Annotated in this window: 31 protein-coding genes; 29 read left to right on the forward strand and 2 right to left on the reverse strand. The window is 52.2% G+C overall.

The window, feature by feature from the left end; all coding sequences use genetic code 11:
• Nucleotides 1-219: 219 nt before the first annotated feature.
• Nucleotides 220-372 carry a hypothetical protein gene (locus Q7J88_RS00370; RefSeq protein WP_303720167.1) on the forward strand — a complete coding sequence of 51 codons (153 nt, stop codon included), beginning with the start codon at nt 220-222 and terminating at the stop codon, nt 370-372.
• Nucleotides 373-697: 325 nt separating this feature from the next.
• On the opposite strand, the gene Q7J88_RS00375 is transcribed toward Q7J88_RS00370, so the two are convergent.
• Nucleotides 698-853: a hypothetical protein gene (locus Q7J88_RS00375; protein ID WP_303720168.1), complete on the reverse strand. Its 156-nt coding sequence runs from the start codon at nt 851-853 to the stop codon at nt 698-700.
• Between the two features lie 152 nt (nt 854-1005).
• Here Q7J88_RS00375 and Q7J88_RS00380 point away from each other — a divergent pair, with 152 nt between their 5' ends.
• The 26 genes from Q7J88_RS00380 to Q7J88_RS00505 all read left to right on the forward strand — a co-directional run bounded on the left by Q7J88_RS00380 (nt 1006) and on the right by Q7J88_RS00505 (nt 16168).
• Nucleotides 1006-1527, forward strand: a complete 522-nt coding sequence (locus Q7J88_RS00380) for a glycine/sarcosine/betaine reductase selenoprotein B family protein (protein ID WP_303720169.1) — start codon at nt 1006-1008, stop codon at nt 1525-1527.
• Between the two features lie 165 nt (nt 1528-1692).
• Nucleotides 1693-1830 carry a hypothetical protein gene (locus Q7J88_RS00385; protein WP_303720170.1) on the forward strand — a complete coding sequence of 46 codons (138 nt, stop codon included), beginning with the start codon at nt 1693-1695 and terminating at the stop codon, nt 1828-1830.
• 154 nt (nt 1831-1984) lie between these two features.
• Nucleotides 1985-2245 carry a hypothetical protein gene (locus Q7J88_RS00390; RefSeq protein ID WP_303720171.1) on the forward strand — a complete coding sequence of 87 codons (261 nt, stop codon included), beginning with the start codon at nt 1985-1987 and terminating at the stop codon, nt 2243-2245.
• Nucleotides 2246-2411: 166 nt separating this feature from the next.
• Nucleotides 2412-2774, forward strand: coding sequence for a hypothetical protein (locus tag Q7J88_RS00395; protein WP_303720172.1), 363 nt, complete (start codon nt 2412-2414; stop codon nt 2772-2774).
• Between the two features lie 260 nt (nt 2775-3034).
• Nucleotides 3035-3460, forward strand: a complete 426-nt coding sequence (locus Q7J88_RS00400; protein WP_303720173.1) for a hypothetical protein — start codon at nt 3035-3037, stop codon at nt 3458-3460.
• A gap of 21 nt (nt 3461-3481) precedes the next feature.
• Nucleotides 3482-4141: a class I SAM-dependent methyltransferase gene (locus tag Q7J88_RS00405; RefSeq protein WP_303720174.1), complete on the forward strand. Its 660-nt coding sequence runs from the start codon at nt 3482-3484 to the stop codon at nt 4139-4141.
• A gap of 4 nt (nt 4142-4145) precedes the next feature.
• Nucleotides 4146-4985, forward strand: a complete 840-nt coding sequence (locus tag Q7J88_RS00410) for a hypothetical protein (protein WP_303720175.1) — start codon at nt 4146-4148, stop codon at nt 4983-4985.
• A 94-nt stretch (nt 4986-5079) separates the two neighbouring features.
• Entirely contained in the window at nt 5080-6027 is a 948-nt protein-coding gene (locus Q7J88_RS00415) for an aspartyl protease family protein (RefSeq protein ID WP_303720176.1), read from the forward strand.
• Nucleotides 6028-6083: 56 nt separating this feature from the next.
• Entirely contained in the window at nt 6084-6671 is a 588-nt protein-coding gene (locus Q7J88_RS00420; protein ID WP_303720177.1) for an LUD domain-containing protein, read from the forward strand.
• 74 nt (nt 6672-6745) lie between these two features.
• Entirely contained in the window at nt 6746-6997 is a 252-nt protein-coding gene (locus tag Q7J88_RS00425) for a hypothetical protein (RefSeq protein WP_303720178.1), read from the forward strand.
• A gap of 11 nt (nt 6998-7008) precedes the next feature.
• Nucleotides 7009-7422, forward strand: a complete 414-nt coding sequence (arfB, locus tag Q7J88_RS00430; protein ID WP_369681931.1) for an alternative ribosome rescue aminoacyl-tRNA hydrolase ArfB — start codon at nt 7009-7011, stop codon at nt 7420-7422.
• Nucleotides 7423-7506: 84 nt separating this feature from the next.
• The gene (locus Q7J88_RS00435; protein WP_303720180.1) at nt 7507-7656 is read left to right on the forward strand and encodes a hypothetical protein; all 150 of its coding nucleotides are present in this window, start codon (nt 7507-7509) and stop codon (nt 7654-7656) included.
• 50 nt (nt 7657-7706) lie between these two features.
• Nucleotides 7707-8009 carry a hypothetical protein gene (locus tag Q7J88_RS00440; RefSeq protein ID WP_303720181.1) on the forward strand — a complete coding sequence of 101 codons (303 nt, stop codon included), beginning with the start codon at nt 7707-7709 and terminating at the stop codon, nt 8007-8009.
• A 236-nt stretch (nt 8010-8245) separates the two neighbouring features.
• On the forward strand, nt 8246-8710 hold the full coding sequence (locus tag Q7J88_RS00445; RefSeq protein ID WP_303720182.1) for a hypothetical protein: 465 nt from the start codon (nt 8246-8248) through the stop codon (nt 8708-8710).
• Nucleotides 8711-8817: 107 nt separating this feature from the next.
• The gene (locus Q7J88_RS00450; protein WP_303720183.1) at nt 8818-9441 is read left to right on the forward strand and encodes a hemolysin III family protein; all 624 of its coding nucleotides are present in this window, start codon (nt 8818-8820) and stop codon (nt 9439-9441) included.
• Between the two features lie 91 nt (nt 9442-9532).
• Nucleotides 9533-11524: a GIDE domain-containing protein gene (locus tag Q7J88_RS00455; protein WP_303720184.1), complete on the forward strand. Its 1992-nt coding sequence runs from the start codon at nt 9533-9535 to the stop codon at nt 11522-11524.
• A 69-nt stretch (nt 11525-11593) separates the two neighbouring features.
• Nucleotides 11594-11839 carry a PAS domain-containing protein gene (locus Q7J88_RS00460; RefSeq protein ID WP_303720185.1) on the forward strand — a complete coding sequence of 82 codons (246 nt, stop codon included), beginning with the start codon at nt 11594-11596 and terminating at the stop codon, nt 11837-11839.
• A gap of 78 nt (nt 11840-11917) precedes the next feature.
• Nucleotides 11918-12487, forward strand: coding sequence for a LemA family protein (locus Q7J88_RS00465; RefSeq protein WP_303720186.1), 570 nt, complete (start codon nt 11918-11920; stop codon nt 12485-12487).
• A gap of 115 nt (nt 12488-12602) precedes the next feature.
• Nucleotides 12603-13040 carry a J domain-containing protein gene (locus tag Q7J88_RS00470; RefSeq protein WP_303720187.1) on the forward strand — a complete coding sequence of 146 codons (438 nt, stop codon included), beginning with the start codon at nt 12603-12605 and terminating at the stop codon, nt 13038-13040.
• A gap of 6 nt (nt 13041-13046) precedes the next feature.
• On the forward strand, nt 13047-13211 hold the full coding sequence (locus tag Q7J88_RS00475; protein WP_303720188.1) for a hypothetical protein: 165 nt from the start codon (nt 13047-13049) through the stop codon (nt 13209-13211).
• 203 nt (nt 13212-13414) lie between these two features.
• On the forward strand, nt 13415-13603 hold the full coding sequence (locus Q7J88_RS00480; protein ID WP_303720189.1) for a hypothetical protein: 189 nt from the start codon (nt 13415-13417) through the stop codon (nt 13601-13603).
• Nucleotides 13604-13611: 8 nt separating this feature from the next.
• Nucleotides 13612-14010, forward strand: coding sequence for a PaaI family thioesterase (locus Q7J88_RS00485; protein WP_303720190.1), 399 nt, complete (start codon nt 13612-13614; stop codon nt 14008-14010).
• Between the two features lie 30 nt (nt 14011-14040).
• Entirely contained in the window at nt 14041-14604 is a 564-nt protein-coding gene (locus Q7J88_RS00490; RefSeq protein ID WP_303720191.1) for an elongation factor P, read from the forward strand.
• Between the two features lie 134 nt (nt 14605-14738).
• A complete protein-coding gene (locus Q7J88_RS00495) occupies nt 14739-15110 on the forward strand; it encodes a hypothetical protein (RefSeq protein WP_303720192.1) in 372 nt (123 codons plus the stop codon).
• Nucleotides 15107-15415, forward strand: coding sequence for a hypothetical protein (locus Q7J88_RS00500; RefSeq protein WP_303720193.1), 309 nt, complete (start codon nt 15107-15109; stop codon nt 15413-15415). The genes Q7J88_RS00495 and Q7J88_RS00500 overlap by 4 nt, the downstream gene beginning before the upstream one ends.
• A 153-nt stretch (nt 15416-15568) precedes the next feature.
• Nucleotides 15569-16168, forward strand: a complete 600-nt coding sequence (locus Q7J88_RS00505; RefSeq protein WP_303720194.1) for a CoA pyrophosphatase — start codon at nt 15569-15571, stop codon at nt 16166-16168.
• A gap of 57 nt (nt 16169-16225) precedes the next feature.
• Here the strand turns inward: Q7J88_RS00505 and Q7J88_RS00510 are convergent, their stop codons facing one another.
• The gene (locus Q7J88_RS00510) at nt 16226-16498 is read right to left on the reverse strand and encodes a DUF1127 domain-containing protein (RefSeq protein WP_303720195.1); all 273 of its coding nucleotides are present in this window, start codon (nt 16496-16498) and stop codon (nt 16226-16228) included.
• Between the two features lie 128 nt (nt 16499-16626).
• Here Q7J88_RS00510 and Q7J88_RS00515 point away from each other — a divergent pair, with 128 nt between their 5' ends.
• Both Q7J88_RS00515 and Q7J88_RS15285 read left to right on the forward strand, forming a co-directional pair.
• Complete coding sequence (locus tag Q7J88_RS00515; RefSeq protein ID WP_303720196.1) at nt 16627-17490, forward strand: LysR substrate-binding domain-containing protein; 864 nt, start codon at nt 16627-16629, stop codon at nt 17488-17490.
• Nucleotides 17491-17617: 127 nt separating this feature from the next.
• Nucleotides 17618-17794, forward strand: a 177-nt coding sequence (locus Q7J88_RS15285) for a transposase (RefSeq protein WP_369681932.1), incomplete at its 3' end; no start/stop codon positions are given.

The following is a 17794-nucleotide window of genomic DNA, read 5'->3' on the forward strand; positions in this document are numbered from 1 at the left end:
TTGCTAAATTCAGACATAATAGTTTCCTCCTGAAAATGAATTTTTGCAGTTATCGGTGTTTTGTCGTTTACAGGCAAGAAGTTTTTGCACCCTGTCTTCACCCAGATAATTCCACAATCAGGTGAATACGGTTTGTTCTTAAATTGTTGCGCGGACGCCGGGGGGGGAATCCCGACGACTTTGCAGCTGCACAGTCTGCTGGATGCTCTCGGCTAAGATGTGATCATCACGGAAAATGGGGAAGATGCGTTGGCGGTGCTTGAGGCCAAACCGGCCCGGCTGCTGATCTTTGACGTCCATCTCCCGGCCCGCGACGCCATTGCCCCCAGGAACAGATCAAGCGCCATCCACAATGGGCCAATATCCCCTTGATCCTAAGAGCGGCCCAGCACAGCAAAACCGCCCGCGAAGAATATTTCCCCTTCGGTTACGAAGCCCTGCTCGACTCCCTTTCGACCTGCTGCAGTTGAGTTTCTCGCGACCGGGGACACCAAACAGCGCAACATCACCGAATCCGCTTTAAAATCCAGATGGTTGTCAACCATCTGGGGAAAGTCGCCACCTATCAGCCGCTCAACATATCTGCTGGGGGGCGCCTACTTGCTCACCGAAACACCGTTACCGATCGGTTCGGCGGTCCATATAGCCTAACCCCGCCGAAGTAGCTGCCGCCCCAGCTGGCCAGGCTGATGGCACATCAAAAGGGTTCACGAATCGAAGTGATGAAAGCTGAACCGGGGATGGCAATTAAGTTCAGAAGTCGGACAAACTGGCGCTCGTCAAACTCGCGCGCTTTATTACCCACCAACTGATCACCGAAATGCCGCACGAAGGAAACGCAATCATCAGTCAAGCTCTTTAAGCAACTCTCCAATAAAGAGCTGTTGAATTGAGCTTTTCGATCCCTATTTTGTCCCCTAAAAAAGAGCAGCAAAATTAACCGCAGACCAGCTTGTCGTTTACTAGCGAATTGGATAATAATACTCGTAATAGAAAGGTGACCCAGTGAGCAGCCTGAAAAGACTAAAAAACAGAGCGCTTGCCCGGCTGGCCACACAGGTTCCAGCGATTGCACAGCGTTTTGTTGCCGGCTATCAGGCCCAGGAGAGTTCTGGCGGGATTCCCTGGACCGTTCCGGCCAAGCCATTGGATCAGGCCAAGCTGGCGCTGGTGACGACCTCCGGTATTCATCACCGCCAGCAGGAGCCCTTCGATATGAACGATGCGAACGGCGACCCAAGCTACCGTCAACTGAACGGGGAGAAGATATTTGATGATTTCCAGATTACCCATGACTATTACGATCACACGGACGCAGGAAAAGACCCGAACATCATCCTCCCACTCGACCGGGTCCGCGAACTGGTCAGAGAAAGGATCGTCGGCTCTCTTGCACAAAACCATTATTCCTTCATGGGGCACATCGATGGGCCGCATATCACAACCCTGGTTGAAAAAACCGCCCAGGAGGTCGCCCAAAAACTGATAGTGGATCAGGTCGACCTAGTCCTACTGACTCCGGCCTGAGGCATCTGTAATCAATCGGTCGGATTGATCCAAAGAGAAATTGAACGGGCAGGAATAGCAACCATTGGCATCTCGATCGTTCGTGTATACTCCGAAAAGGTCCAACCGCCAAGGACCGTTCATCTGCGCTGGCCCTTTGGGCACCCGCTGGGTGAGCCCGGCAATGTGGCACAACAGCGCACTGTGCTGCTCGATGCGCTGCAGGCGCTCTATCAGATTAAACAGCCGGGCAGCATCATCGATCTGCCCTACCGTTGGCGCCGGGAAAAATACTCTATCACCTCACCTCCCAGCACTGCCTAGACAAAACAGCCTCGGCAGAGGCACCTTCTGCTTTCGAGGTCTTTTTTTCACCAACGAAAAATCCTTGAAATTCTTCTTCTGACAATGCCATGTTAGCCACGCAAAGCTAATACGAACCTTAATTTTAATCTGTTTATATTTTCGGGGAGAAAACATGAGCGAACTTATCACCAAAGGAAAAAAGCAGCTGGAAGAGGTTGCCCTGAGCTACGCCACAGATCATGGTCTGCGGCCCGATAAGATTGAATGGATAGACCAAGGCTTTGAATGGATGTTGCGAATCAGTACCGCCGAGCATACGATTCGGGTCGGCTTTTCTGCCGATGAAATCGAATTTTTCCCCAATGGGACGGCGGAAGAAAACAAAGGCACAAAAATCAAGATCCGCAATGCCTTCGCCAGCCTGTCAATGTAACTGTCTCATGGCCGGTTAACGGTGTGAACCGGCCATTTTTCACGAACCTGCCACTTTTCAAAAAAACTCCCTGAAAATTTTCTACAATTTTTCCAGCTGTTATAATTGAAACAGACAGGCAGCACAAACTTCCGGTTCCCTTTCTGCCTGCGGAAAGGAGATTGACATGAAGGCGAGTCAGATTGTGACCGATCTACAACGGGGAAAAGAACAAGGCAAAGAATTTATCAAGTGGTGGCGAAAAGAAAACGATTTCACTGACTACGAATTGCTCGACAATTTCATAAACACTGCTGCGAGCAAGCATGAAATCGACAGCTACCAGCTGCTCGACAACGACGAGATGTGGGACATCCTCAAACGCTGGAAACCGACCGGATTACGCCGCAGCAAATCGACAAAAAGTGACAATATAGAGTGGCAGCGGAAAAACGAAAACGGTGAAAAACAAACCTACGTTTGCCCTTACAACTCCCACAATATCATGTCGATTTTCGACGCGGAAACCCGCAACAACACAGTCGGCTGAAACCATCCATACGCCAACAGGGAGCTGGCAGATTTACCGTCCGCTCCCTGTTTCTTCTCCTTGAATAGCAAACGATTTAGCTATTTTCGGGCAAAGCCGCGTCTTCCAGATGCCGATAGCTGGCACGGCGAATTTGGCCAACAACTCACGCGACTGGGGTACGAAATCAAAAGCAAATTTCTCTTTGCACTCCCTCTACAAACTGTTAGTCTAAAAAAACAATTAAAAATAAATAATCTTAATTTTGGGCAGGTTATCGTATGGAACTGCACAATTCCGATGACTGGAGACAATCGACTACCGAAGATATTGATCGCGCGGTCAACGGTTCAATCTCTTCAGGTCTTTTGATCAAAACTGCTGCTAATAAAAAGAGCCTCGATCGATGGCTCTACGCGCTCGACAGACCTTGCCAGAGCAACGAAGCTAACCCGTTGATCAAAGACAACCTGCATCGCAGGTTGGACGGCCAGCCGCCACTGAAATCACTTGAAGGGCTGGAAGTTCAGATAATCAATATTTTCATCCCGGACAGCGATTTAGGCTATTTAGCTAATGAACTCTATATCATCGAAGCGGGGAAAGTTATCCGCCTGGCCGAGCGGAATATCGACAACGACCTCTTTTCGAATCGGCTCAAGGAATATTACCTCAACCTATACAAGGACACAGCCGACGAGTTTTGATCCTCGGCAAGCAATCAAGAGATGCAGAACCAAGATCATTCCCATCCGTGCCCGCTGTGTATCCATACACAAACCGTCGCCTATTTTGCCGATCAAAATCGTGATTATCTACGCTGTCCGTCCTGCGGCCTGGTCTTCGTACCCCAGCAACAATGGTTATCCACTGAAGCGGAAAAAGCGGAATACGACCTGCATGAGAACAACCCCGACGATCCCGGCTACCGCAAATTTCTTTCGCGCTTGGCAGACCCGCTCATGAAACGTCTCGACGCCAGACAAAAGGGGCTCGATTTCGGTTGCGGCGCCAGCTCGGCACTGCCCCTCCTGCTGGCGGAACAGGAGCATCAAGTAGAACTTTTCGATCTTTATTACCACAACGACCCAGCGCTACTAGAGCAATGTTACGATTTCATCTGCGCGTCTGAAGTGATCGAACATCTGCGCGACCCGCACCGCGAATTTCTGCGCCTGTTTTCCATGCTGAAACCGGGCGGCTGGCTCGGCATCATGACCAAGCTGGTACTTGACCGACAGGCATTTGCGTATTGGCACTACATCCGCGACCTGACCCATATTTGTTTTTACAGTCGCGAAACCCTCTTCTGGCTGGCAACAGAGTACGGCGCCAAACTCGATTTCGCAGCCGATGATGTCATCCTGCTGCAAAAACGAGAGGGATAGTGACATGTTACTTCGTCCGTTCACCAGCATCAGCCCAGCAAACCGACACCTGATCTATCTGCTGGTCGGCTGCCATCTGCTCTGGAGCGGAGTTCTCTACATCTTTTGGCTGATCGGCCAATCGCTGGAAACAGCGCATCCGGGCTGGTCGGCGCTCTTTATCCTCGTGCAGCTGTTCGCCGCCACGCAATTGCTGCTTCCAGCGCTACTGTTGCACCCGGAAGAGCGCAGCCGCAGCTTCTATATCTTCTGGAGCCTGGTTCTCAGCGGAGCGATCTGGCTGCTCAATCAGATGCCCGCGTACTCACTGCTCACCGTCATCAAATCGGGCCTGTTACTGCTGATCGCGACGCTGGTCGGCGCTGCGCTCGCCCGTTACGTCAAGCGCCTCTGGGAGCTGATCCCTATCTGCATCGCCATGACCCTGGCCGACTTTGCCAGCTGGAGTCACGGTCCGACGGCCATCTTCTCCAAACAGATCACGCAATATTATCTGGCTCCCAAGGGGCCGCCGCCGCTGGTCGATATGATCTTGGTCAAGCTAGCCTTTCCCGGCAGGCTCGAACTAGCTCCGGTATTCGGCATCTCCGATTGGATCATGGTGGTCTTCTTCGCCATTGTCGCCCATCGCCACAAAATTAACGATAACCTGATCGGGCCGGATGGCGAAGTGGTTGCCCGCAGGCAGCAGGTCGGGCGCTACCTGCCAGTTTCGGTACTGGCCCTGCTGCTAGCGATCATCCTGGCGCAAACCACCGGCCTGTTTATCCCGGCACTGCCGCTGATTGCGCTGATCATGTTGCTCTGGTATGGGGTTCGGTTTCTGTGTCAAGCACCCGGCTGAACGGCAACGAACGATTTCTAGTTGCTAAAACAAGCCAAACCTCCTAGCTTACTTAGGTAGTAATCTATTTATGTTTCTGGGGGGAGGAGACAATATGCAATTAGCAGGAAAAAAAGTGAGCCAGATTTTTCTGCCAGCCTTTTTGTGCCTGACCCTGTGTTTGCTGTTGACGCCTACCGCGTCAGCGAAAATTTATCGCTGGGTCGATGAAAAAGGTCAACTGCACTTCTCCGACTCGGAGCAGAATGTCCCTGAGCACATCCGCGACAAAACCAAAGAATACAAACCCGATCCTACCGGCCTGACAATTACCGATGCCCCTGCAACTCCGGCATCTTCCATCCGAGAAGATATATCCGGGGACACCTCCCCGGCGGCGCTGGCCGGAACCATTTCGATCCCCTATACCGCCAAGGAAGGAACCGCCAACCGGGTGATTGTCGACATCAACTTCAATGATTCGATCACAGTACCGATCTTGGTCGATACCGGCTCTCCGGGGTTGGTCCTCAGTAACAGCCTGGCCAATCGGCTCGGCCTGTTCGACAGGTATGGCAGCCAGCTGATGGTATTGATTTCAGGGATCGGCGGGTCGCAGACGGCTGCCCGAACCATCGTCGATAAAATCTCGTTTGCCAGCATCAACGAGGAATTTATCCCGGCGCACATCGTCCCTGACATGTCGGATGCCTATGCAGGACTGATCGGGATGGACATCCTTTCCAACTACACCCTGACCATCGATTCCGCCAATCAGCGCCTGCTCGCCAATGCCATACCAACGGTGAAAAAACTGCCGGGTGGCCACAACCGCTCCTGGTGGCAGAGAAACTTTCGTGAATTCGGCTACTATACTGAGTTCTGGGAGGCGCAGGCCAAGTTGCTCGGAAAGAGCGGTTCGCCTTATTCCAGGCTGGTGCCGAGCGAGTTGAAGCGGCTGAAAAGTTTTATGGCCCACCAACGAAGCGAAGCGCAGGATCTTTACAACCGGCTGGAACGTTATGCGCGCTGGAAAAGCGTACCACGCCATTGGCGCCGTTAACCACATAGCCAGAAAAGGGGCACGATAACCGAACCAGAAATCTCAGAGTTGGAAACATGTCGACAGGGCTGCTCGACAACGGCTTCAACGTTGTTACCGCAACCGACAGCAGCGCAGCACGGAAGGTATTTTTCCGAGACGTCCTGCCAAACATGAAGGCCAACGGCATGTTCTGGGGCGATTCGGTGACCTTGAAGGTAACCGGCGTGCTGGATAAGCTGCTGCAAAATTCCAGCATCAACCTCATCCAAACCTTTGAGGAAGGTGTTGAAAAACGCAAACTGCTCGAACGGCATCGCCAGACAGTGCTGACCGACCTTTTTCTGATCGGCGGCAACACGGTGATAAAAGATGGTAAAATAATCAATCTGGCCATGATTGGCATCCGCACCGCGCCGATCAGTTTCGGTCCGAAGAAGTTAATACTCTTCATCGACCGCAACAAAATCTGTACGGATATGGTCAGCGCCATGGCATGGGTCAAGACGATTGCCGCGCCGAGCAACGCCAAGCGCCATCAGATGCAGACCCCCTGCACCCAAACTGGCCGCTGTCACCATGCAGCTCGCCGCAACGGATCTGCAACAGCTTGTCGATCATCAGCAAAAGTTTCCCAAAGATCGCATCACGGGAATTCTGATTGATGCAGACCTGGGACTCTGAAACGGCAACAATGCTTTTATCGAGTGACAAGAAACCGGATTTCATGGAGGATTGAATGGATTTTCAACCTTTATTAGACTGGGTCTACACCTATTACGTGCAATACCCGACCTTTTTCTATGTGGTTGTCGGTGTACTCCTGCTGCTGATCCTATGGAAGCCGGCCAAGGTTCTAAAGACGACCTTTCTGGTATTGGTGCTGATCTTCATTGTCTATATCTGCTTTTACCTGATTGGCTCGATGAACGTCGGTATGAATGTGAAGGAAAAAGCTATCCATCGGACCGAAAAAGCGATCGAAGAGTAATTCCCGTGGAACTGTTACAGATTTCCAACCGAGTACAGCTCCCGCTCTCCGAAATCGAACTGACGGCAATCCGTGCCCAAGGTGCCGGTGGGCAGAACGTCAACAAGGTGGCCACCAGCATCCACCTGCGTTTCGACATTCGCCGTTCCTCCCTGCCGACCGAAATCCAGCAGCGCCTGCTGAGCCGCTCCGACCACCGCATCAGTAAAGAAGGGGTGATCATCATCAAGTCACAACAAAGCCGCAGCCAGGAGCAGAACCGGCAGAATGCCCTGCTGCTGTTGCAGACCCTGATCAAATCGGCGCTTGTGACCCGCAAAGCCAGGCGGCCGACCAAACCAAGCCGAGCGACCAAGGAAAAAAGGCTGCAGCAAAAAAATCAGCGCAGTCAAATCAAATCGTTACGCCGCAAGGTGACAGACTAATCCCTTCTCGCAATCTCATGAATTTTTGAAACAGTTCTAAGCGCAACCAGCTAAAAACTCATTAACTGTACTGCGGAGGTGGGGGTGACAGAAAAAATAGCAGTAAATGAACCCAAATGCTGGCTGACCAAGGCGGAATCTGCCAAGCTGTTCGGCGCCGGTTTGAGCGCGATCGTTGCCTACCTGCTCATCGTCCATCCAAAAGGGGGGGCTGGTTACATCTCAGCCGACTAGAACCGATAAGGCACCTTGGCCAGTCTGATTACTCCCGCTTTTTTATTGCCGTGTACCTATTTCTGTTCTTTCTGGCGCGCCATTACTGGATCATCAAACCTGGCCTGAACCGTCTTGACACAGAGCTGCATGGCCTCAAAGTCCGGTTGATCCCTTATGAAACAGCGGAAAACCAGCAACAGGTAGCGCATATCTGCGACGAAATCCAAGCTATCCGCACTGCAGCGGAAGAACACCGGATTCGCCAGTTCATTTTGGGCAACACTGGAAAAAAAATTTCCTGTTGGCGGCGCTACAATGAAATCGAACGCCTGACCGTCAAGTCCCACCTAAGGCCCTGCGTCAGCGGTTGATTGTAGTCGATGAGGAACTGTCCCTATTCGATTCCGTCAGTGCCATCCTGCTACGCGGCAATATACGCAAAACCCTTTCAGGACGTGAGTATGCTCCATGAAATCGTAAAGCAGCCTGAAACAAGCACCTGCTTAACCCGGAGAACAAACAACGACTTTGGGACAAGTTGCTCGGCAACCAGAAAGAAGAGAAACACCCCGATCCAGAAACCATGCGTTTTCTTTTGATAGAAGCAATGAAACATATCGATGATGATCGTGACAACCTCTACCAATATCTCGCCAATTGGCAAAATAAAGCCTGTTACCTGATCGGAATCACTATTCTTCTGGTACTCTTCATCTTCTCGACAGAGAACAGCATCCTCTTCCACTTCGGCATGATCGGCGGCCTGCTAGCAAAATTACGGAGAGTGATCAACCGCAGCAACATTTCGTCCGATTACGGTGTTTCCTGGGCCACGCTCTTTTTGACCCCGCTGGTGGGCGGCATTACCGGCTGGATGTCGATTCTGATTCTCGACTTCATCATGATGGTGGATTGGCTGAATCTGGATGATCTGGTCGGCATGTCCTGGGGAGATCCAAACACCAGTTCTTCGGCTTTGGCCTTGGCGATGGTTTCCGGCTACTCAGCAAACCTGTTCAAAAATTCCTCGACATGGCTCAGGGCGAAATGGAAAAGAAATCGAAAATTCTAAAAACTTAATTAACTCAACAATTTCAGACCATTACTATTGCAGGCTGGAGTATTCCTGCTAAAATATACCGAAAAGGTAATATTTATCTACCTCTGCAAAGGGCTCGCATGAACGGCCAGACGGCAACGGAAGAACGCTTCAACAGTCTCACCCACCTGCTCGGCACCATTGCCGCCCTGATCGGCCTAATCCTCTTGATTCGCCAGCAAACAGACCCTTGGAAACTGATTAGCTTCTCGATCTTCGGCAGCACGATGGTGCTGCTGTACAGCATCTCGACCCTTTATCATGCTATGAGCGGTCAGAACAAGAGAATCCTGCGCAAACTTGACCACCTCGCCATATATATCCTGATCGCTGGAACCTATGCTCCCTTCACTCTGGTCACCCTGCGCAACAACTGGGGCTGGCCGGTCTTTGGTCTGGTCTGGGGACTGGCCATCATCGGCATCATCATCGATTTGCTGCCAAATAAAAAGGGCCAACGCACGATTCCAATCATCATCTACCTGTTGATGGGATGGATGGCGCTGATCCTGGCCAAACCACTGCTCGACAACCTGCCGCTGAACGGCTTTATCTGGCTGCTCTGCGGTGGTCTCTTCTACACCTTTGGGCTGATTTTCTATGGCTTCGACGCTAGGGTGCCTTTTTTTCACACCATCTGGCACCTGTTTGTCTTGGCCGGCAGCTTTTTCCACTATCTGGCCGTCTACCGTTTCATCGCCTGAAAACTCGCAAAATAAATTGCTGTCAAAACTTGCCGACACTCAATAATAAGGGTAGATTATTAAAATTTGATAACCATCCCTGAGGGGCGTGATGAGTCAACCAAGCTATCTGATCGTCGAACAGCAGCAACAGCCGGCAGCAAACTTGTCCGACCTGCTTAAAAAGCTGTCGCAACAACACCAGCTCGACATCTATCAGAGTCGGCAGCGGCTAGTTGGTCGCGGCCTGTCACTATTGAGTAAAGGTCCGCGCGAAAAGTTGGAAAAAATTTCGCGGCTACTGCAGGAAAACGGCTTTACCCAATGGCTGCTCGAACCGAGCAAGCCGGAATTCATCCCGCCCCGGATTCGTGCCCTACAGATCGACAACGAAAAAGTCACTTTCAGCTGTCAGACAAAAACTGTGATTTTCCCGAAGGGTGCGACAATCCTGGCGGTTTTCGCTGACATGTCGGGGGCGCTGGCGGAAAAAAGTGTCAAGCAGCTGCTCTCCAGCCACGCTTATCGTGGCCGAGACAACGTCCGCCATCTGGAAGATCACAAAATCCACAAAACCATCCTGCAGGGGAAACCGCTGCTCGACCTCTATCTGCTCGACAAACAGAAACGGGTGGTCAATGCAGTACGTATTTTCCCAGGTAAATTCGACCCGAAGGGGCTAGGCGAACGTTCCACCGTCAGCAGTGTGCAGAACCTCGACCAGATCTTGAAACTGGCCGAAGAATATGCCGGAGACTTCCATCTTGTGACCGATTTCGGCCTGGTAAACCTGCCCGGTTGCACGTTGCGGCGCGAAAATCTGGACAACCCGGAGACGCAGCGGCAGAATCAGATCAGCCTGGCCCATTACGGCTGGCTACTGGCTGACCTGCAGCGGGTCGGACAGGTCAATCCTGTCAGCGAGGAAAGTAACGGCGGAGATCTCACCGGCGCGGTCGCCACCGCCCTGCTACAAAAAAAACCGAACCTGCTCGCTACGGGTGCGGCAGAAGAGGTGCTGCCCATCGCCAAGGAGATTTCCCGCGAGATCGATCAGGCAAGCCAGGAAAAGCAGGCGACAAGAATCGATCCGGTTATCGCAGCAGCTGGTTTGCCTGCGCCACCGCTAAGCCGCAGAACGTGCAACTGGAATAAGCCTAGCTTCTGGCTCGGCAGCGCCGGCGCGGTGATCGTCGGCGGCATCTTCACCCTGCTTGAAATCGACAGCAGCGGGACATTGAGAAAGTTCGTCCATCATACCTTCTCCTCGGGGGCAGCCCTCTTCCTCTTTTCTGCCTTGCTGGTCTGGTCCGGATTTCATTTTGTCCGTCTGAAACGGCAGATCGAGAACACCCCGACCAGCAAGGTTCGCTCGGTCGCGATGGGCATGGTCGAAATAAGAGGCCGGGCAATCCGTAAATACGCCCTGATTTCACCGATGAGTCATGTCCCTTGCGTTTTCTATCGTCTGACCAAGTACCGACGCGAAAAGAACAACCAGTGGCGGGTCTCCAGCTCCAGCAGCAGTGATTCGGTTCCCTTCCTGCTCGAAGATGACACCGGCAAAGTCGAGGTCGATCCGTTCGGCTGTCGGGTCAGTGCCGGTACTAAGCAGGAAGGCACCCCGGGGCAGGTCGGGTTGAGCCATTTTTCCAGCGACAGCGATGAGAAATGGGTCGAGGAGATTATCGTTGAAGGCACCCTGCTCTATGTGCTCGGCTTTGCCGCGGTGAAAAAAGACACCGGCCCGACGCTGGCGGAAAAAAAAGTTGAAGCGCTGCGCGAGCTGAAACGCAACCCGCAGGATATTCAGCAGTTCGATACGGATGGCGACGGAAAGATCAGTTCCGAGGAGTGGGATGCCGCGCGGGCAGTGGTCGCCGACAAGGTCATGCGTGACGAGTTGCAGAAAAAACAGCGCAGGAAAAAACAGGAAGAGCACATCTGCATCGGCAAGAAAAAGGGGCGTCCACTGGTGATCGCCGAAACCCATTCGGAAGAACAATTGACCCGGCGTTATGCATTTTTCAGCCTTGCAATGTTTGCTTTTGCGACCGGAGCACTCGGCTGGGGAATCCGTAACCTGCTGATCTATTTCAGCTAATCAACATAGCGGACGTTGAAGACTGCGCCCGGCTTTTTAGAAATGGGTTAGTTGATTTTTGAGAGGGCTATGACAGGCAACCCCAAGCAGCCCGGCCTTGCCGAACAAAGATATCTGAACCTGCTCTCCAACTTGCCGGTCGCCGTTCAGGAGTGGGACATTACCGGGCAGATCACCTACGCCAATGATCCGGCGATGGCGAATCACAAAAAACACGCCTTTCTGGCAGCACTGCCAAAACCCTTTACCGAGGCAGAGTTGCACAAGATTTTAGCCAATGTTTTGGCAGACAGAAAAATACCGGCGACAGAATAGGCGAAGAATAAAGCTGCTAGACTCAATAACGATCACGAAATAACGAAACAACATCCCGACTATGGAGGTAAACAGGATATGACTGGTTGGATTGTACTGGGCGTGCTGCTGCTCCTGCTGGCAGCAGTAATCATCTACGTAATCATCATCTACAACGGTTTTGTTGCGCTGAAATACAACATCAACCAAGACTGGAGCAATATCGACGTGCTGCTGAAGCAACGCTACGACGAGTTACCGAAGCTAATCAAGGTCTGCGAGGGCTACATGCAACACGAGCAGAAAACCCTCGAAGCGGTCATCAAGGCGCGCTCGGCCATTAATTCGACCAGCAGCGACCACGACCGGATGCAGGCGCAGAGCATATTGACCGACACCCTGAAGTCGCTGTTCATGGTGGTCGAACGCTACCCGGAACTGAAAGCCGATACCGGTTTCCGTCAGCTGAGCAACCGGATTACCGAGATCGAGGATCAGATCGCCGACCGCCGCGAGCTGTTCAATGCCTCGGTGACCATCTACAACACCCGCCTGGATCAGTTCCCCGATGTGATCGTCGCCCGCCTGTTCAACTTCGCGGTCCGCGAGCTGTGGAAGATCGACCCGGTTCATCGCGCGGACGTCGAGGTTAGCTTTCAGCACATGTAAAAAAGATTAAAATTCGAGCAACAACTTGTAGATAGGAGGCCAAGTGCCCTGTCTCCTTTCGAGCCGGGGCCGCTCGGCTCCATGGATGGAGTCCAAATGGTGAGGACAATCGTTCATGGTGCTCAATCACTACCAAATCATCGGTATCCCTGAAGATGCCTATGCCCGGCAGATCAAAGCGGCCTACCGCAGCCTGGCCAAGCGCTGTCATCCCGACACTAATCATGGCTCGGAAGCGGCTGCCGAGTTGTTCCGCCAAATCAACGAAGCCTACCGAGTGCTTGGTGATGAGCGGCTGCGAAAAGCCTACGACCTGAAGCTCTCAGCTCAGCGAACGCCGCTCAAACAGGAGTCGGCTAAGCCGAAAACCAGACCGAAAGCTGCTAAGCCCGACCCGCAGCAGAAGTTCAATAATTTTCTCTATTCGATGCTCGGTGCCCTTCTGGAAACTCCGGACGATCCAACCGAACTCAAGCCGTGCAACAATGCCTCGCCAACCGCGCCACAGACCCGCAAGGTCCGCAGCAAGCCGGATTTCAACTTCTACTACTAGCTGGAGATGAAGCGGGAGATTTTTCTCTACAGCCGCGGCGAAGACAGCATCTATCGCAGCACCGCAGGAAGCTCTCGCGATCCGACCAAACGCAGGGCCTTCACCGGGGCCTCTGGGAGCAGCATCTTCATTTTGCTGCTGGCAGGACTCTGGGTATTCTTCAAGCAATAAAAAAACGGGCTGTCCCTTGTGTGGGCAGCCCGTTTTCCGTTCTTTTTCATTATCTAACAACATCAAACCATTTTTTGCTAAAATAGCGTTTTCACAAACAAGAGCCATTTTGGGAACCCCTATACCGCTGCCCCATCGGCGCTTTTGGCTTGACTCACAGGAACATTTCACTATCTTTCGTAGTACCGAATCTGGAGAATCTCATGACCGAGAAGATTGCAGAGCTGAAGATGTGCCAGCTGAAAGCCAAGGGGTTGATGGAAGAAATCGACCGCCGTTCCGACAAGCCAACCGTCGTCTGTAATAAATGCGGCGCCAAAGCGAATCTTCCGGAACAGGTACACAATCCACGTCCTTTGAAAAAATCGAACCTTAGCAACTATTGGGGATAGGAGGTTGCGTGGAAAAAACTTTTGAATTCTTCCGTCAGAACGATCTATTTGCTCGTCACTGCGGTATCGAACTGCTCGACGCCAAGCCCGGCTGGGCAAAAGCGAAAATGGAGATACAGCCCTTCCATCTCAATGGAGCGAAAACCGTCCACGGCGGCGCCATTTTCACTCTCGCCGACTTCTGTTTTGCCGTTGCGTCCAACAGTCAGGGACAACTGGCCCTGGCAATCAACACCAATACTTCTTTTGTCAAAGCGGCCTTTGCGGGTACTCTCTATGCGGTAGCAACGGAGGTAGCGCTCAATCGAAAGCTTGGGACGTATCAGGTCATCATCACTGACGCCGAACAGCAGTTGATCGCCCAGTTCAACGGCACCGCATACCGCAAAGAAACAGCTCTTTTTTGAACAACCTAAAACATTTTACAAGGAGAAGTTATGATCAATGCCAGCGACCTGAAACGCGGCCTGGTTTTTCAAATGGATGACGCTCCCTGCGTGGTCCTCGACATCAACCAGCAATCCCCCACCGCCCGTGGCGGCAATACGCTGATAAAAACCAAGTACCGCAATCTGATGACTGGTCAGGTTCTGCAAAAGACCTTCAAAGCAGGTGACCGGATCGATGAAGCAGATTTCAATCGCCGCAAAGGACAGTTCCTTTATGCCTCCGGAGATAATGGCGTTTTCATGGACAACGAAAGTTACGAGCAATACGAAATCGGTGGCGATATGTACGCCGACATCAAAGGCTACCTGCTGGAAGGTGGTGAAGTTTCCCTCGGCATCTTCAATGACCAGGTGGTCAGCTTGGAAGTTCCGCAAATCGTGGAGCTGACAGTCACAGAAACCGCCCCGGCGCTGAAGAACGCCACCGCAACCGCGCAAACCAAAGAAGCGATTCTCGAAACCGGGATTTCGGTCCAGGTACCCGGCTACCTGGAATCGGGGGAAACCATCAAAGTCGACACCCGCGAGTGTCGCTTCGTTTCACGCGCCTAGCCGAAGAACAGCAATTTTATGCCTCCGGACGCCCCCGACCGGTGGCTGCTTAAACCTGGAACTTGTATTTTTTCATTTATGCAGCATTGTGCATAGATTAATTTTTCTATCTCTCGCAGGAACGGGGGCGCCCGATGAAAAAAATATTTTTGTCTGTCCTGCTGGTACTCGCTCTGTTGCCGTTCAACAGTTGGACCACGCAGGATGAACTGATCGCCGGAACGGCGGCGTCTACGGAAATCACCGAACTCTTCTTTGCTCATTTCCACAACAATTTCGCCTGTGCCGAATACGATTTCAAGGTGATGACCACTCCGATTCGCCATAAAAGAGGGGGTCTGACCACCAACAGATTTATCTTCAGCCGCACGGGGAATTCACTCGATCGCAAAGAACGGCAAATGGGGAAGGAAGAGATTCTGTTGGGAAATATCAAACTGATGGCATTGGTGGGCTGGAAACAGGTGCCCATCAGATTATCCTGGAGCAGCGGGAACAGATCGTGACCCGCCGAACCAGCAACTGGAAAGAGGTCGGTGGTGCTGAGGCACCGATACTTCTTGTCGGCAGAGAAAAAAACGATCCCCTGCTTGCCAGTCTGCGTGACCGGTACCCGTTTTTCGACAATGCCCGCTTCGACAAAATCATCAAGGACGAGGGTGAAACTGAAAATTTTCTGAATTCTCCGGACGGCGCCCATGCCATCGCATTCGGTGCCATGCCGAATTTCAAAGTCTACAACCACTTACCGGTAAAAGCTTTTGCCGCCACAATTGCCGTGGGTCTAGCCTATGACAAAAAGAAAGCGTAGCTGCCGGTGGTCAAAGCAGCTAAAGCCTATGCCGCCTGCCAAGAGTGGAAAACCCTGCTGAATACGGTAGACGCATTGTCATTCGAGTAATAATATTCCTATACTGAGGGACAGAGGCGGGCAAATGTCCGCCTTTTTTATTAGGTTGAGGCAATGCGGATAGAAAAGATCATCCACAAATTGAGCAAACATCGACCACAGCGGCAGGTTCTCGAGAATGCCCGGCAGGCGGCCGTTGCCATGCTGTTGACCGATTCTACAGGCGAACCGGAAGTGCTCTTTATCCGCCGGGCGGAATATGAAGGAGATCCCTGGTCCGGTGATATCGCCTTCCCCGGCGGAGGGATTGAAGTACAGGATACCGGAGCCCGCCAAGCGGCAGAACGTGAAGCGTGGGAAGAGATCGGGCTGAAGCTGGAAACAGGCCAATACCTGGGTCAACTGGATGACCTTTCCGGTGCCTACCTGCCAATTCAGATCTCGTGCTTTGTTTACCTGCTGCAAAAGAAACCGACCAACTTACGCTTGAACGGCGAAGTGGTCGACACCTTCTGGGTTCCACTCAGGGAACTGCTCAACCCGCAACGACGCCGGGATGAAACCTTCGAATTCCGTGGCAGTATCCGCACCCACCCGATTATCGATCTGAGCGGCTACTGCGAGCGTTTCCTCTGGGGAATTACCTATCGACTATTTGAAAACTTCTTTGCCGTAACCGATTGCCAGCCACACACCACCAGCCGAAAGACATAACGGCCCAACGGACGTTCGTAAGTGACGCACACCTCGATCGTGATACGGCAAAAATGCCTACCAATCGCGATGATAAAGTCGATCACGCAGCTCTGATCGTAACGAATCGTTACGGAGGTGACCGCCTGCAATCTGCTCGGCATCGGCACGGCTCAAGCCGATATCCTTGAGCATCCGATCATCCATCTCCAACAATTGCCGCCGCTGACGGACCAATTGCGCTGAGAGCTCAATCCGCTTTCCCAGCGTCTGTAGCAACCGTCCAACAGACTGCCAGAAACCGTAAACCGGCCGATCCATACATTGCTGCTGACATTGATTCGCAATCATGACCATACCTCCATAATTAAAAGTAGTATCCCGGTCAACAAAACTATGGAACAAAAGCATTGATCAATCAAACGAATTGTTTTTATATTTAGGATCAATATTGTTGATAGATATTTCAGGAGAAATAAATGACCAATCTGCCGACAGAGTTGCTGCGAACCTTCATCGCCATCGCCGACAACGGAAATTTCAGCCTAGCCGCCGAGCAGGTCGGCCGTACCCAGTCTGCCGTCAGCATGCAGGTCAAGCGGCTCGAAGAGCTGCTGGAGAAACCGCTCTTCAAGCGTGACAGTCGCAATTTGAAGCTCACCGCCGATGGCCAAACCCTGCTTGGTTACGCCCGCCGGATTCTAAAGCTGAACGAAGAAGCGGTTTCTTTGCTTAAACAGCCGGAGCTCTCCGGCTGGGTCCGGATCGGTCTGCCGGACGACTACGCAACCCGTTTTTTGCCGGAGATCCTGGCCGGCTTCTCCCGCACCTATCCAAAGGTACAGGTGGTCGTCACCTGTGAACCGAGTAACCGCCTGATCAAACGAATGCAAAAGCGCGAACTCGACTTGGCGATGACAACCTCACCCACCGCTGAGGTGGAAAACACCCAGCTGCTGCGCCGCGACCCGATGGTCTGGGCGACCTCGGAACAACATCTGCAGCATGAGGAAGCTCCGCTGCCGCTGGCGTTGTTCCCGGATGAGTGCTATTGCCGTAACTGGGCAATGAAGGCGCTGGAAAAAGCCGGCCGCGACTACCGGATCGCCTACACCAGCGAAAGCATCATGGGGCTGCAGGCCGCCGTCATCGCCGGATTGGCAGTAACCGCCATCAGTCAAAGTATTATCCCCCCCGGAATGCGCCAACTCACCAGCGAAGAAGGCTTTCCGCCTCTGCCAGATGCTGCCTTCTTGCTGCATCGCAACCCGGAATCGAAACATGCCGTGGTCGACTCTCTGGCGGAACATATCTGCAAAGCATTCGGGGCCTGTGGAGAATAGCCTCAATCTGGGCTCTCTTTTTTCCTTTTTTAACACTTCGCCGGGAAGTCTCCTTCCGAAAGGTGTGGGATGAAAGGCGAAAATGTTTTTTGTTGTAAAATGTTCAGTTCTACCTGATTATATAAACATGAGATACAGAACAGACAAGGGTGCGCATTCAGTATACAGTCTTCAGTTCCACTATGTCGCATGCGTCAAGTACAGAAAAAAGGTCTTCAGCGACAACATTTCTTCTCGCCTTAAGGAAATCAACCTTTCCGTGGCCGAGAAATTCGGTGTTGAGATTATTGAGCAGGAAACGGAT

This window comes from Malonomonas rubra (assembly GCF_003247215.1).
GTDB lineage: Bacteria > Desulfobacterota > Desulfuromonadia > Desulfuromonadales > Geopsychrobacteraceae > Malonomonas > Malonomonas rubra_A.

Excerpts from the sequence above, each read along its gene's own strand:
- Q7J88_RS00390 (WP_303720171.1), top strand. The coding sequence starts at position 1,985 with ATGAGCGAACTTATCACCAAAGGAAAAAAGCAGCTGGAAGAGGTTGCC.
- Q7J88_RS00395 (WP_303720172.1), top strand. The coding sequence starts at position 2,412 with ATGAAGGCGAGTCAGATTGTGACCGATCTACAACGGGGAAAAGAACAA.
- Q7J88_RS00400 (WP_303720173.1), top strand. The coding sequence starts at position 3,035 with ATGGAACTGCACAATTCCGATGACTGGAGACAATCGACTACCGAAGAT.
- Q7J88_RS00405 (WP_303720174.1), top strand. The coding sequence starts at position 3,482 with ATGCAGAACCAAGATCATTCCCATCCGTGCCCGCTGTGTATCCATACA.
- Q7J88_RS00410 (WP_303720175.1), top strand. The coding sequence starts at position 4,146 with ATGTTACTTCGTCCGTTCACCAGCATCAGCCCAGCAAACCGACACCTG.
- Q7J88_RS00415 (WP_303720176.1), top strand. The coding sequence starts at position 5,080 with ATGCAATTAGCAGGAAAAAAAGTGAGCCAGATTTTTCTGCCAGCCTTT.
- Q7J88_RS00420 (WP_303720177.1), top strand. The coding sequence starts at position 6,084 with ATGTCGACAGGGCTGCTCGACAACGGCTTCAACGTTGTTACCGCAACC.
- Q7J88_RS00425 (WP_303720178.1), top strand. The coding sequence starts at position 6,746 with ATGGATTTTCAACCTTTATTAGACTGGGTCTACACCTATTACGTGCAA.
- Q7J88_RS00445 (WP_303720182.1), top strand. The coding sequence starts at position 8,246 with ATGAAACATATCGATGATGATCGTGACAACCTCTACCAATATCTCGCC.
- Q7J88_RS00450 (WP_303720183.1), top strand. The coding sequence starts at position 8,818 with ATGAACGGCCAGACGGCAACGGAAGAACGCTTCAACAGTCTCACCCAC.
- Q7J88_RS00455 (WP_303720184.1), top strand. The coding sequence starts at position 9,533 with ATGAGTCAACCAAGCTATCTGATCGTCGAACAGCAGCAACAGCCGGCA.
- Q7J88_RS00460 (WP_303720185.1), top strand. The coding sequence starts at position 11,594 with ATGACAGGCAACCCCAAGCAGCCCGGCCTTGCCGAACAAAGATATCTG.
- Q7J88_RS00465 (WP_303720186.1), top strand. The coding sequence starts at position 11,918 with ATGACTGGTTGGATTGTACTGGGCGTGCTGCTGCTCCTGCTGGCAGCA.
- Q7J88_RS00470 (WP_303720187.1), top strand. The coding sequence starts at position 12,603 with ATGGTGCTCAATCACTACCAAATCATCGGTATCCCTGAAGATGCCTAT.
- Q7J88_RS00475 (WP_303720188.1), top strand. The coding sequence starts at position 13,047 with ATGAAGCGGGAGATTTTTCTCTACAGCCGCGGCGAAGACAGCATCTAT.
- Q7J88_RS00480 (WP_303720189.1), top strand. The coding sequence starts at position 13,415 with ATGACCGAGAAGATTGCAGAGCTGAAGATGTGCCAGCTGAAAGCCAAG.
- Q7J88_RS00490 (WP_303720191.1), top strand. The coding sequence starts at position 14,041 with ATGATCAATGCCAGCGACCTGAAACGCGGCCTGGTTTTTCAAATGGAT.
- Q7J88_RS00495 (WP_303720192.1), top strand. The coding sequence starts at position 14,739 with ATGAAAAAAATATTTTTGTCTGTCCTGCTGGTACTCGCTCTGTTGCCG.
- Q7J88_RS00505 (WP_303720194.1), top strand. The coding sequence starts at position 15,569 with ATGCGGATAGAAAAGATCATCCACAAATTGAGCAAACATCGACCACAG.
- Q7J88_RS00510 (WP_303720195.1), bottom strand. The coding sequence starts at position 16,498 with ATGATTGCGAATCAATGTCAGCAGCAATGTATGGATCGGCCGGTTTAC.
- Q7J88_RS00515 (WP_303720196.1), top strand. The coding sequence starts at position 16,627 with ATGACCAATCTGCCGACAGAGTTGCTGCGAACCTTCATCGCCATCGCC.